The organism is Helicobacter sp. 11-8110 (genome assembly GCF_003288905.1).
GTDB lineage: Bacteria > Campylobacterota > Campylobacteria > Campylobacterales > Helicobacteraceae > Helicobacter_D > Helicobacter_D colisuis.
Genome location: NZ_NHYL01000001.1, coordinates 58275 through 71534, shown reverse-complemented (window position 1 = coordinate 71534; position 13260 = coordinate 58275). Strand labels below are relative to the sequence as shown.

Sequence of the window (13260 nt, the reverse complement as noted above, 5' to 3'; positions counted from 1 at the left end):
ATCTTTGCCTATAAAACATTACTTCCTACTTTCATATGCATTCATAATTTCATCTTTTAAATTATAAATATCTTCCAACTTCTCTAAATTATAAGTTTGCCCATTTGGAAAACTAATACTTTTTTGGTGTTTGTCAAATATAACCTACAGATCCACTTAGTAACTTTACCTTGATATAAAATCCCAAAATAGCTCAAAGTATCTTTATAAGAAATATCATTTAAATCTACTTTGGCGCTACCCAAAATAGATTTAACAATGTAAAAGCCTTGCAATTCTTAATTTCCTTTGCCTCTTCCTCTTGCACTTCCTGCTCATCATCATTAATTGACTGAAGATTATTTTTAATGCTTGTAATTTTTTCATAAGCTAAATCATTAATAATTTCTTTAAAAGATTTTGAAATATATCCTTTAAACTCTTCTAGCACAGCAGTAGTCATTCGTTTTTCGGTAAGTTGTTTAGCAAAGAAACTTGTAAATTCGTTACTAGGGTCTTCTATTTCACTTTTAAAAATCTCCTGAATACCACGATAATACTTCTTTTTTATAGCAATATCTAAAATTTCATCTAAATTTAAATTTGTGTAGATAAACTGCTTTAAATTATTAATATCTCTTGGTTTTAGTTTTTCAAGATTAACAACCAAAAAGGGTGCTTTATCCATCAAATTTGGCTGTTCAATATCCGTAAAAAATCTATACTCAATCCCATTAGTCAAAATAGCAAACTTAATACTAGAATCTGTATTAAAATACCTCACTAATTGATTATTATGATTATTTAAATTTTCTGTATGATTCTTTGCTTCTATTAGGATAAATGGCTTACCATCTTTAAATATTGCATAATCAACCTTTTCACCTTTTTTTAATCCCTATATCCGCCGTATATTCTGGCACAACTATACTAGGATTAAAAACATCATAACCTAAAGCTTTTAAAATGGTATAATAAAAGTCATCTTGGTAGCTTCTTCTGTATTAACTAACGCCTTTCTTTCTGAAATAGTCTCTATAATTGCACTTAACTGATTTTCAAAATCCATTTTAACCTTAAAGATCGCTAAATTCTACAAAAAAATACTTTATATTTCGGTTAAATAATTTTTTTCTTAATCATAAAGTATATTTTTAATCCCTATGTGTGTTATTTATCTTCAACTACAAACAAATCCTGCACAATGCTATTATTTTAAATAGCACTTGATTCTAAAAAATAATAAACAGAATACAAAATATCATCCACAAAAAGACTAGAAAGACAAACACAAGCCACAGCGATTCCCACTACTATTTTAAGTGGCAAAGTTACATTTTGCAGATAGATTGCACCATTTTCCACAAGAGGCTCTTTAAAAAACATATACACAATGAGTTTTAAATAATAATAAGCCGCAATTGCACTATTAAGTGCCATTACAACTGCTAAAAATAAATAGCCATTATTAATGGCTGCACTCATTAAATAAGCTTTGCCCCAAAAAAGCGAAAAGGGAGGGATTCCTGCAAGTGAAAGCATAAACAAAGCCATAATAACCGCCATAAAAGGACAAAGCTTTATAAGTCCAGAAAATTTTTCATAAGGGTGATCATAGCGTTTATCCCATTTTTGCTCTTTAGTTCTAGTAATCCAAAGCATTGCAAAAATCCCCAAATTAGCAAACAAAAACAAAATCCAATACATAAAAAGTGCGCTAAAAGACTGAAAACTTGCAATCAAAATCGCACTAAAAACAAATCCTGCATGCGAAATAGAGCTATATGCTAACATTCTTTTAACATCTTTTTGCACAAGTGCCACAAGGTTAGGCAAAGTCATTGTTACAATCACAAGCAAATAAAAAATATTATGCACCCAAATCAAATCTTGGAAAATGCTAAAAATCCGAATCGCCACCACTAAAGCAGCTATTTTTGGCACAACAGATATAAATCCTGCCAAGAAAGAATTAGATCCTTCATAAACATCTGGCATCCAGGTATGAAAAGGCACCAATGAAACCTTAAATCCAATAGCAGCAATAAAAAACACCACTGCAGCTAATATCAAATAAGACGGCTGATAATTGCTGTAATCAAGGGCATTTTTAATATTTTCTAAATCCAAATAACCACTTGCTGCGTACAAAAGCATAGAACCAAAGGCAAAACAAGCAGCCGAGAGAGCCCCCATAGTGAAGTATTTAATCGCTGCTTCAAGGGAATTTTTACGATTGTGCATTGCAATGAGTGTATAAAGCGATAAAGAAGCTGTTTCAAGCCCCAAAAAAATAACAATTAAATGATCGCTGCTTACCATAAATTGAAATCCAACACACATCAATAAAAAAAGAGCATAATATTCTGGATATTGAAATTCATGGAATTTATTATAACTTAGAGTTAATGGCAAAAACAAAATAGCGCCCACTAAGATAATAATTTGCCCAAGCATAGATATTCCATCAATCAACACCAAATCAAAAAATGCCCTACCATATCCACCAAACAACACAACATAGCCCAAATCTAAAACCAAAAAGACAATAGCCAACATCGCATATAGTTGTTTGTTTGCCTTTTGAATATACAAATCCAAGCCAATGATTAAAATCGCACCAACAATGGCAATCACCATTGGGATAATGCTAAAAAAATTCAACTCACCAAAAGTTATACTAAAAGACTCTAACATTATTTACCCTCCCAAGTTAAGGGATTTTCTAAGCTTTCAAAATTAAAAAAATCTTTAGTCTCTTCTAAATCAATATGCGAATACAACACAGCAAACATATTCTCCACACCTTTATTAATGGGCTCTAAAAGCGGTTTTGGATAAACCCCCAACCAAATCACAATAACTACCAATGGTAACAATGCACTCAATTCTCTAGAATCCAAATCTTTTAACTTCTGATTTGCGGCATTGCGTGAAACTCCATAAAAAACCTTTCGATACAAATAGAGCATATAAACCGCTCCAACAATAATACTAAGCCCAGCAATTCCTGTCATAATAGGCGATACTTTAAAAAATCCTAACAAAGACAAAAACTCCCCAACAAAGCCCATTGTAAGTGGCAACCCAATTGAAGCCATCATCATGATTCCAAAAACCATAGTATAATTTGGCATAACCTTTGCCAATCCACCAAACTCACTCATTAGTTTGGTATGTCGCCGATCATAAATCACACCCACAAGCATAAATAATGCTCCACTTATCACTCCATGGCTTAACATAAGGAATATTGCCCCCGCAATCCCCTCTAAATTTAGCGCAAAGATTCCAATCATAATCACACCCATATGCGAAATAGAGCTATAAGCAATGACCTGCTTAATGTCTTTTTGCGCAAAAGCTACCAATGATCCATAAACAATCATAATTAGCGCCAAAATCGCCATAGGAATCATCAAAGACACACTTGCATCAGGAAACAAGGGTAGAGAAAAACGAACAAATCCATAGGTTCCCATTTTTAACAAAACTGCCGCTAGAATCACCGAACCAATTGTTGGCGCTTGTCCGTGCGCATAAGGCAACCAAGTATGGAAAGGAAACATTGGAACTTTAACAGCCAATCCACAAAAGAATGCAAGAAATAGCCATATTTGAACATCTTTTGTAATCGCCCCAAAACTATACCATTCTATTAGCGAAAAAGTCCAAATACCACTCACATTAAAATAATAATAAGCTAAAAATAAGATTCCAACCAACATAATAAGCGACCCTAAAAAGGTATATAAAAAGAATTTTACAGCCGCATACACCCTATTTTCACTTCCCCAAGCACCAATAATATACAGCATAGGCACCAAAGAAAGCTCCCAAAAAACATAAAACAAGATAACATCCAAAGCGCAAAAAACGCCTATCATAATACCTTCTAAACATAAAAGAGAAATGATTAGCTTTTTTAATTCTTTTTGTTCATTAAGATAAATAAAAGCCAAAAAGCTAATTAAGGCGCTTAAAACAATCAAAAACAATGAAATGCCATCAAGTCCAACCAAATAACTAACACCAAAACTCGACACCAATGGGAAGAAGTTTATAAATTGATAGCCCTCAATCTCACTATCAAACATAAACCACATTAATAAAACCAAAAGCAACTCAATAAAACTAATCATAACCCCATAAGCTTTTAGGTTTTCCTTAATCCCAACTGCAAGCAAAGCACCCAAAAAAGGAAAAAAGATAAGCAGCGTTAGAATGTAATCCATAAGTTCTCCCTATAAACAAATACAAGTGCTAACAAAAACACTAACCCAAAAAACATAATGCGCAACATTTTAGATAGATTTCCACTCTGAATCACGCGCAACTTCTCTCCACTATCACTTAACAAATAAGCAATCGCATCCACCACAAAATCAACCACCTTTTTATCAATACTCCACATCAATTGTGATATTTTTTCATAACCACGTATAAAAACAATTTCATAAAATTTAGGAATGTAATACTGCTGCGATAAAAGTCTATAAACAAAAGTTTCTTCCCACTTTTTAGAAAAACCACCATTTTTATATTTAAAAATCGCGAATAAAATTCCACTAAGTGCGATAATAGTTGTTGCTCCAATTAAAATCCATATTACTTTTTGATTTAAATTAGAATCAAAATCGGGCAGAGTCTTTAAGATAAAATGGTGAAAATTTGATTCAAACAAACCACTAAAAACCGCCAAAATACCAAGTGGAATCATTGCGTAAATCATATAAGGATAAGCTTCGTGTGGAGTTTCTTCGTGCCTTTTTTCCACAAAAAATACAAGCATAATCAATCTAAAACTATAAAAAGCGGTTAAAAATGCTCCCACGAGCAACATTCCCCAAAGCACATAAGCTTCGCTTCCAAAAGCTGCTTCTAAAATTTTATCTTTGGAGAAGAAGCCAGAGAAAGGATAGATTCCTGCTAATGCAATTGAAGCTAGAATCATTAAAATCGCAGTGTATTTTAGCGGTTTATACAAAGCTCCCATTTTAGTAATATCCAATTTATCATTCATAGCATGCATAACATTTCCAGCTCCCAAAAACAACAAAGATTTAAAAAATGCGTGAGTGGCTAAGTGAAAAAGTGCTATCCAATACGCACCAAGCCCAGCTGCTACAAACATATACCCCAACTGCGAGAGTGTTGAATAAGCAATAATGCGCTTTAAATCCTTATTAACAAGTGCCATACTCGCTGCAAAAACAGCTACAAAAGCCCCTAAAGAAGCAATAGCAAAACTCACTTCAGGAATCATCGCATAAAGGGGATTTGCTCTAACCACAAGATAAACCCCAGCTGTTACCATTGTTGCAGCATGGATTAGCGCAGAAACAGGAGTTGGTCCCTCCATCGCATCGGCAAGCCAAGTATGAAGCGGAAACTGCGCACTCTTACCCATTGCACCCACAAAAAGCAAGATTCCAATTGCTACTAAAATCCCATAAGGCGCTTCATAAATATTGCTTAAAACAATTTCATAATTTAAAGTGCCAAACACCCAGTAAATTAAAAAGATTCCAAGCAACATTCCAAGATCAGCAATCCGATTCATAATAAACGCCTCATTGGCGGCAAAAGAAGCCGAATCTCTTCCGTACCAAAAGCCAATCAGCAACCAAGAACAGAGTCCTACACCCTCCCAGCCAATAAACAATCCAGCAAAATTATCGCTCATCACCAAAATCAGCATAGAAAACACAAAAGCACTCAAATAAACAAAAAAGCGATTAAAACTTTCATCGTGTTTCATATAACCAATTGAATATAAATGAACGCATAAAGAAACAAGCGTTACTACAAGCACCATTGTCGCACTTACACTATCAATCAAAAAACCAAAAGGAATATAAAGCCCCCCAGCCCCAATCCAATCCATAAGCACGACTTTTAAAACTCCGCCTTGAAAAGCATAAACAAACAGCATTAAAGAGGCTACAAACGAAACCCCTAGCATTAAAGTTGCAAATACTCCTACAAATAAGAATTTACTTTTTGAAGCAAAGGGAATCCCAAAAAATGCACCCACTAAAGGCGAAAACAAAGCCATATATAAAATCCATTCCATACTCTAGCCCTTCATTGTTTGTAAAGAATCTAAATCAAGCGTATGATATTTTTTATGCCAAGCAATCAATAACCCAACCCCAACAGCAACTTCACTTGCTGCAACTGCAAGAATAAAAAAAGCAAAAAGCTGCCCCTTTAAATCCCCCAAGTAATACCCAATGGCAACTAAGCCGATATTCACCGCATTTAACAAAATCTCTGTTGAAAAAAATAACATTAAAAGATTTTTGCGCCTTAATATCCCAAACACACCAATTACAAACATTAAAACCGATACAATCAAATAATGATTTAGTGTAATCATTCTTTATCCTTTGCTTGTATTTCTTCGCTCTCATTTAAAGTAAGAGAATGCTGCATGCCCTTACCCGCCAAAATAATTCCTGCAATCATTGCCACCAAAAGCATAATAGCAGCAATTTCAAAAGGAATTAGGAATTTTGTGAAAAGCATATACCCTATCATCTGCACATTTCCTATTTCTTCATTGATTGGAATCTGTGGTGAGAGTTGAGTGAGATTTTCACTTACAATGGGAACAACTACAACCACTACCAAAAGTAAGGCGCTAAGTCCTGTTAATAAAAATAAAACACGAGGATTTTCAACCCTTTCAGTTTGCAATTTTTGCACATCAAAAAACATAATTGCAAAAGCATAAAGCACGATAATAGCCCCTGTATAAACAACAATTTGCACAACCCCTAAAAACTCTGCACCCAGCAAAAAGAAAAAGCCAGAAATAAAAATCATTCCTGCTGCCAAAGCACTCAAAGCATAAAGAATACTGCTTGTGCTTACCACAACCAAAAACATTGCTAAAGTTAATGCACTAAAAACATAAAAAGCAATAGCCTCAAACATTTTCAACCCCTTTTTCTTCATCTTTTTGCTCTAATTTTTCTAAATACTTTAATGGAGTTGCTTTGATTTTTTTATCAGCATCTATGCTAACACTTCCCACTCCTTCATATTCACTATCTAAGCCAGATAGTATTTTGTCCATAGGCGTTAGCATATCCTCTTTTAAAGAAAACGAGGCTCGCTGTTCGCTTGCATTTTCATAGCGCTTGCCATGCACGATAGCTAACTCAGGACAAACTTCTGCACAAAGCCCACAATAAATGCAACGACCAAAATTGATGGTATATTCTAAAACTTTCTTGCGCTTATCTTCCCCATAAGCTGTTTCCATACGAATACAATTAGAAACACAAATCTTTTCACACAACCCACAACCAATGCACCGCTCATTTCCACTCTCCAATAATCGCTTTAATTCATGCACAGAGCGATACCTTGGGCTTAAGGGTAGTTTTTCTAGTGGATACTGCACCGTGTGAATTTGTGCTTTTAAAAGCTCCTTTAATACCAACCAAAGTCCCACAAACAACTCGCCCTTTAATGCACGATTCCAAAACTTTACAAACTTCTGTGTATAGTTAAGCTTTGGATTTTGATCCACCAATTTAACATATCGACTCATAGACCACCACCTAAAACAACAATTCCTGTAATTAAAATATTCAAAAGTGCCAAAGGAAACAAGACTTTCCAGCACATTCCCATAAGTTGATCGGGTCTAATGTGTGGAAATGCTGCTCTAACCCACATAAACAGAAAAATAAAAAACATTACTTTTAAGATAATGGCAATCCCACCAGGAATAAACCAAAGCGGATTAAAGCCACCCAAAAATAACAACGAAACAAGAAATGAAAGAGTAATCATATTTGCATACTCTCCAATAAAGAACATTCCCCAACGCATTCCTGCATACTCTGTGGCATACCCTGCTATAATCTCAGCTTCATGCTCCAACAAATCAAAAGGCGTTCGATTTAACTCCGCATAGCCTGCAAACAAAAACAAAACAAAAGCTAAAGGTTGAGAAAAAATAAGCCAATTTGTGATTCCATTGCTTTGATATTGATTAATATCTACAAGCGACAAAGAACCAACAAGCATAATAGGTGCTAAAAGCGATAATCCAGAAACTACTTCAAAACTCAAAAGCTGAATTGCTGTCCTAGCAGCCCCCAAAAGTGAATATTTACTATTTGCACTAATCCCCCCTAAAAGTGGTCCATAAAGTCCAGCAGCTCCCACTCCAAGCACAAACAAAACACCAACATTAATATCTGAAATAATCGGCTGAATCACCCTACCAAAAAGCTCAAATTCTGGAAAAAATGGAATGGGAGCCATTGCAATAAAAGCTGTAGCAGCAGTGATCACTGGTGCAATTCTAAAAATCAAAGAATTAGCACCACTTGGGACAATGTCCTCTTTTGTAAAAAGCTTGATTCCATCTGCTAAAATCTGCAAAATCCCAAAAGGTCCCACTATTGCAGGTCCAAGTCTTCTTTGAAAAAAAGCCAAAACTTTACGCTCAATATAAGTTGAAAATCCTGCTAATGCAAAAAATATTAAAACTACCAACAAAACTTTAATACAAGTCTCAATCACAAATCCCATCATTTTATAACCTTTATTTGCGCTCTTGCATAACGACTTTGAGGGAAATATTCAAACTTCTCCAAGCCACACACTCCAAGCGCTGCAATTCCGCCTTCCATTTCTTTATCAACAACAACTTCCACTGCTAATACCTTAGAATCATCAAAAATCACTTCTACAAGATTGCCTGATTCTACTCCCAAGCTCTTTGCCAAAGCCTCTGAAACCTGTAATCCATTTTTAGAATACAAAAGCTGTGATTGAAGCGTTTCTCTAGAAAAATGCGCCATAGCATCTCTTGCATAGAGATTATAGGATTCTAGCAGATCTAGTCGTACTTCTTCTACTTTAATCTCTTTTTCTTCAATTAAGGGGTTAAGCAAATAACCGCGTATCTCTGTCCCATCATTTAAAAAGCCATATTTCAAACTATCATACTCCACACATCTAAAACCCTTTTGCATAGGCAATTCTTGCGTGTAGTCAATGGTATGCTCCAAGTCCAAACCAAGCTCTTTTGCAATGTCATTAAGCTCATAACCCTTGTAGGGAATTGCATTAGAGAGCGGAACAACTCGCTTATCTACATTAACAAAAGTTCCTTCTTGTTCTTGTAAATAAGGCATAATAAGCACATTATCACTTTCTGTACCGATTCTAAAATCTCCTTTTGTGTTATAGCCTATTGTATAGCCTTCTTTTTCTTGGCTTAACTCACAAATCAAAGAGATTCCTAGTGCATTAGGACTAGGTGGCAAAAGCATAATTTTAAACTTTGAATATTTTTCAATCAAAGCTAAAATGCGAGCAATATTTTTAGCATTTTTTGCACGATACACATCAAGCCCAACAATCAAAATCGGATTTTCAGCACTCAAAGCCATTTTCCTTAAAGCCTCAATATCAAACTCTAGATTATCCTTTTTAAAAGCACAATTAGCTTCTTCTAAAAGACAATATTCCACCAATTCGCTACTTAGAATTTCTTTATTTTCTTTGATCTCCTCTGCTGTTTCTGATTTTTCATTACTTTGAATAATTTCTTTAAAGATTTTCTTCTCATATTTTTGGATTTGATCTTTTAGAGAATGTGGAATCTCTGGGATACAAATACTAGCTAACAAAAGCGCAAATGCTTCCTCACTTTGAGGCTTATAAAATGCTTCTACCAAATTTGCAGGTTTAACAAACCCACTTGCCACACAATCTCTCATCGTATGAAAATATGCCAAAGTAGCACCTTTGTTTTGCTTCATAGCATTATTAATGCTATGTGTTACCACTGGCATATCATAGCTCATTGCTCCACCAAAACACATTACAAAGGTGCTTTGAGTTATTTCTTTTTGCGTGGCTTTGCCCAAACTTCCACTGCCACTAGCAAATTCTGCCAAAAACTCTTGAAAGGCAAACACTTCATCGCACACCAAGCGGTAATTATACCTCTGCTTTAAAGTTTGCAAAATCAAAGCTTCTTCATTAGTAACATTCCCCAAAAATCGAATGGTTTTTGATTCTTTAAAAGCTACGATGGTTGCATTAAAGGCGTCTTTGTTTTTTAAAGTCTCATAAGGAATCTCTTGATGATTAGTTTCAAAAGCCAAGCGTCCTGCTGGACAGAGAGTTGCAAAGTTCCAATCACTTGTAACACGATAGATTTTTCTTTTTTCTCCACTTATGCTCTCTTGCTTGACTTCATAAGTCAAAGGACAGCCATTTCCACAATGCACACAAGTGCTAGGAATCTTTTCTAGCTCCCATGCATTAGATTGATATTGAAAATGCCCAATCCCCAAAGCTCCTACAGGACACACACTCGCACATTCTCCACAATCCTTACAATCTCCACTGCCACTTGGTCCTATGAGTGATTTTTTTGCTTTATTCCAAACTCCAAAAGCATCTTTTGGCATTGTTTCTTTGTATTCTTTATCAGGCATTTCCCCATCTCTTTTGATGGTTTTAATATAAGCTTTGCCTATTTTATCTTTACATAATGTTACACATCGCTCACACACAATACATAAATTTGGATCATAAACTGTTTGCCCCCAATGATTAAAAGCTTTATAATCATCTTTGAGTGCGTATTTTTGCTCTCTTACTCCAACATAATGTGTGTAATTTTGCAATTCACACTCCCCACTCTTATCACACACACCACATTGCAAAGGATGATTGACATCATAGGTTTGCATAATCGCAATTCTCTCCTCTTCTATCTCAGGAGTATTTACGACCACTTCCATACCCTCTTTTACCTTAGCATTACAAGCATACACTCGCTTACCATCAGCCTCTACCATACACATTTTGCAAGCTAGAGTTGGAGAACAGCAAGAGAGGTAGCAGATCGCAGGTATAAAAATATTATTAGCGCGTGCCACATTTAAAATAGTTTCGCCCTCTTTGCAAAGTATTTCACGATTGTCTATTTTAATTTGAATCATTTCCATAATTACATAACCTTATCTAGCTTAATTTTTTGATAGCAAAAACAAAAATTCTCTTTTTTAGGTAATGACAAAATCCCAACCATTCCTTTAATCTCTTTATTTTCACAAAACTCCACTTCTAACGCCTCTAAACTATCAAAAATTACTTTGATTTTCTCCCCATTTCCTACTTTTCCAACTAACCCAAATTGTTTTGAAGCTTTTAGTATGGGAGTTTTTATTAAATGTTCATAGTGTAAATACGCGACTAAACCATCAAAACTCCCAACTTCTCCTATTTTAGAAATTTCTTCATAATGAGGCAAAACAGACACCTTCTCTTCTTCTAAAAAAACTACTTCTAAAGATTTACTTTGTGAAAATAATGCAAGTATCTTTGCAATATTGTTAGCATTTTTATGAGTAACAACATCTTTTCCGATAATTAAAGTATTTTTCAAATTATCTCCAAAGCTTTTTTGAATCTCAAAAATTTCTTCTTCTGCCAAATTAATTTCTGAAGCCAAATATCCAATATCAAGCTCTTTAATAAAGCTTTGATTTTTGATAACTTCATCTTGCAATAAGAATTCTGCTAAAAGAGCTAAAACTGATTCTTCACAACCCACTTCGTATAAAAACTGCTTTATATTGGAGTTTGGATTAAAATTTAAAGGGCTTAATAAAAAAACATTCTTTTGTGTTGCCAAAGTTGGAATTTTGTCTAAAAAATCCAAAATAAATCCGCCTAGTAAAACCGCTGCACCTTTTTGCTCTTCTTTTAAATATTGACTAAGGGGAGTAATTTTTCCGCCATTTTGGCAATAAATCTCAAAAAACTCTCTTAACATTAACAAACCCTCTTTACTACAATTGTCCAATCCACTTCATTAAAACGCAAGGAATTTAACAATTCATTTCCACTTTTTGCTACAATATCCGCACTTTTTTGCACATTTTCAAATTCCAAGACTTCAAACAAAAAAATCCCTACTTCCCCCATTTCTAGCTGTGTTTTCAAGATCTCTTCCAAACGCCCCCCAAAATCATTCTTTAAATGCCTTAAATCAAAACGCTTCATCGGTCAATCTCTCCAAAAACAATATTTGTATTACCAATAATTGTTACCACATCTGCCAAATAATGCCCAGGCAATAAATCCTGTAAAACTCCAGTATGAAAAAAGCTAGGAGTTCGCATTTTTACCCTATAAGGATAAGGTTCTCCCTCAGATCTAATAAAAAATCCAAGCTCTCCCTTAGGCGATTCTGTTGGCACATATACTTCACCAACAGGGGGACGCATACCTTGTGTTACCAAAACAAAATGTTGCATTAATGAATAATTTTGTGTCATAATTTGCTCTTTTGGTGCAGAAAAATAACGCGCATCTTCACACATTAATAAAGAATCTGTCTCTTTATATTTTTCAATCAACTGATACAAGATTCTAATGCTTTGTCTCATTTCTTCCATATAAAGCAAATAACGCCCATAGCTATCATTACTATAACTCACTGGAATATCAAATTCCAATTCATTATAAAGCTCATAGGGTTCTTCTTTTCGTATATCCCACTCTATTCCACTACCACGCAACATAACTCCACTAAGACCCCAACTCTTTGCCATTTCAGGACTAACAACGCCCACATTTTCTAAACGCATCCTCCAAATACGATTCTCACTCAAAATCCCCTCATACAAAGCAATTTGTTTTGGCAAAGAATCCAAATATACCTTAAGCTTATCACACCAATCTAGCGGCAAATCTAATGGAACCCCCCCAATTCTAATACTTGAATGTGTCAATCTAGCCCCACAATAATCCTCAATCAAGTCAATTCCAAATTCTCTCTCTCTAAAACAATAAAGAAAAATACTCATCGCTCCAACATCAAGGGCGTGCGTGGCAAGCCAGAATAAATGAGAAATGATTCGATTAAGCTCCAAAAGCATTGTTCTAATCACTTGCGCCCTGCGAGGAACACTTACTCCAAGTAACTTCTCAACACTCAAAGCAAAAGCATAATTATTTGAACTTGCAGCAATATAATCCATTCTATCTGTTGTTGGCAAAAATTCATTATAAATCATATTTTCTGCCATTTTTTCCATTCCGCGATGTAAATACCCAACTTCTGGAATTGCTTTAATAACTTTCTCACCCTCTAATTCCAAAATTAACCGCAATTGTCCGTGTGAACTTGGATGCTGAGGACCAAAATTTAACACCATCGCATTATCGCTAATTCTATCAAAAGCAACATTTTCATAAAAAGGCATTAGCTTATTTGGTTGTTGCATT

The 13260-nt window shown here is 34.8% G+C and carries 11 protein-coding genes and 1 pseudogene; all 12 read right to left on the bottom strand.

From position 1 onward, the window contains the following. Positions 1–18: 18 nt before the first annotated feature. The 12 genes and pseudogenes from CCY98_RS08730 to nuoD all read right to left on the bottom strand — a co-directional run bounded on the left by CCY98_RS08730 (position 19) and on the right by nuoD (position 13259). A pseudogene (locus CCY98_RS08730) lies at positions 19–1048 on the bottom strand (type I restriction endonuclease). A 146-nt stretch (positions 1049–1194) separates the two neighbouring features. Next, positions 1195–2676, bottom strand: a complete 1482-nt coding sequence (nuoN, locus tag CCY98_RS00335; RefSeq protein ID WP_112056626.1) for an NADH-quinone oxidoreductase subunit NuoN — start codon at positions 2674–2676, stop codon at positions 1195–1197. Then, the gene (locus CCY98_RS00330; protein ID WP_112056625.1) at positions 2676–4214 is read right to left on the bottom strand and encodes an NADH-quinone oxidoreductase subunit M; all 1539 of its coding nucleotides are present in this window, start codon (positions 4212–4214) and stop codon (positions 2676–2678) included. The genes nuoN and CCY98_RS00330 overlap by 1 nt, the downstream gene beginning before the upstream one ends. Continuing rightward, on the bottom strand, positions 4199–6055 hold the full coding sequence (gene nuoL, locus CCY98_RS00325; protein WP_112056624.1) for an NADH-quinone oxidoreductase subunit L: 1857 nt from the start codon (positions 6053–6055) through the stop codon (positions 4199–4201). The genes CCY98_RS00330 and nuoL overlap by 16 nt, the downstream gene beginning before the upstream one ends. A gap of 3 nt (positions 6056–6058) precedes the next feature. After that, positions 6059–6361: an NADH-quinone oxidoreductase subunit NuoK gene (gene nuoK / locus CCY98_RS00320; RefSeq protein WP_112056623.1), complete on the bottom strand. Its 303-nt coding sequence runs from the start codon at positions 6359–6361 to the stop codon at positions 6059–6061. Next, positions 6358–6921 (bottom strand): NADH-quinone oxidoreductase subunit J, encoded by a 564-nt coding sequence (locus CCY98_RS00315; protein ID WP_112056622.1) that lies wholly within the window; start codon positions 6919–6921, stop codon positions 6358–6360. The genes nuoK and CCY98_RS00315 overlap by 4 nt, the downstream gene beginning before the upstream one ends. Continuing rightward, complete coding sequence (gene nuoI / locus CCY98_RS00310; protein WP_112056621.1) at positions 6914–7543, bottom strand: NADH-quinone oxidoreductase subunit NuoI; 630 nt, start codon at positions 7541–7543, stop codon at positions 6914–6916. Before nuoI ends, CCY98_RS00315 begins: the two co-directional genes overlap by 8 nt. Further along, the gene (gene nuoH / locus CCY98_RS00305) at positions 7540–8538 is read right to left on the bottom strand and encodes an NADH-quinone oxidoreductase subunit NuoH (RefSeq protein WP_112056620.1); all 999 of its coding nucleotides are present in this window, start codon (positions 8536–8538) and stop codon (positions 7540–7542) included. The genes nuoI and nuoH overlap by 4 nt, the downstream gene beginning before the upstream one ends. Then, positions 8535–10973 carry an NADH-quinone oxidoreductase subunit G gene (locus CCY98_RS00300; RefSeq protein WP_112056619.1) on the bottom strand — a complete coding sequence of 813 codons (2439 nt, stop codon included), beginning with the start codon at positions 10971–10973 and terminating at the stop codon, positions 8535–8537. Before CCY98_RS00300 ends, nuoH begins: the two co-directional genes overlap by 4 nt. A gap of 2 nt (positions 10974–10975) precedes the next feature. Beyond that, positions 10976–11803 (bottom strand): hypothetical protein, encoded by an 828-nt coding sequence (locus CCY98_RS00295; RefSeq protein WP_112056618.1) that lies wholly within the window; start codon positions 11801–11803, stop codon positions 10976–10978. Continuing rightward, a complete protein-coding gene (locus CCY98_RS00290) occupies positions 11803–12033 on the bottom strand; it encodes an NADH-ubiquinone oxidoreductase subunit E family protein (protein ID WP_112056617.1) in 231 nt (76 codons plus the stop codon). Before CCY98_RS00290 ends, CCY98_RS00295 begins: the two co-directional genes overlap by 1 nt. After that, the gene (gene nuoD, locus CCY98_RS00285; protein WP_112056616.1) at positions 12030–13259 is read right to left on the bottom strand and encodes an NADH dehydrogenase (quinone) subunit D; all 1230 of its coding nucleotides are present in this window, start codon (positions 13257–13259) and stop codon (positions 12030–12032) included. The genes CCY98_RS00290 and nuoD overlap by 4 nt, the downstream gene beginning before the upstream one ends. Position 13260: the final 1 nt, after the last annotated feature.

Bases quoted from the DNA above. Each gene is read 5' to 3' on its own strand.
- nuoN (WP_112056626.1), bottom strand. From the start codon at position 2,676: ATGTTAGAGTCTTTTAGTATAACTTTTGGTGAGTTGAATTTTTTTAGC.
- CCY98_RS00330 (WP_112056625.1), bottom strand. From the start codon at position 4,214: ATGGATTACATTCTAACGCTGCTTATCTTTTTTCCTTTTTTGGGTGCT.
- nuoL (WP_112056624.1), bottom strand. From the start codon at position 6,055: ATGGAATGGATTTTATATATGGCTTTGTTTTCGCCTTTAGTGGGTGCA.
- nuoK (WP_112056623.1), bottom strand. From the start codon at position 6,361: ATGATTACACTAAATCATTATTTGATTGTATCGGTTTTAATGTTTGTA.
- CCY98_RS00315 (WP_112056622.1), bottom strand. From the start codon at position 6,921: ATGTTTGAGGCTATTGCTTTTTATGTTTTTAGTGCATTAACTTTAGCA.
- nuoI (WP_112056621.1), bottom strand. From the start codon at position 7,543: ATGAGTCGATATGTTAAATTGGTGGATCAAAATCCAAAGCTTAACTAT.
- nuoH (WP_112056620.1), bottom strand. From the start codon at position 8,538: ATGATGGGATTTGTGATTGAGACTTGTATTAAAGTTTTGTTGGTAGTT.
- CCY98_RS00300 (WP_112056619.1), bottom strand. From the start codon at position 10,973: ATGGAAATGATTCAAATTAAAATAGACAATCGTGAAATACTTTGCAAA.
- CCY98_RS00295 (WP_112056618.1), bottom strand. From the start codon at position 11,803: ATGTTAAGAGAGTTTTTTGAGATTTATTGCCAAAATGGCGGAAAAATT.
- CCY98_RS00290 (WP_112056617.1), bottom strand. From the start codon at position 12,033: ATGAAGCGTTTTGATTTAAGGCATTTAAAGAATGATTTTGGGGGGCGT.
- nuoD (WP_112056616.1), bottom strand. From the start codon at position 13,259: ATGCAACAACCAAATAAGCTAATGCCTTTTTATGAAAATGTTGCTTTT.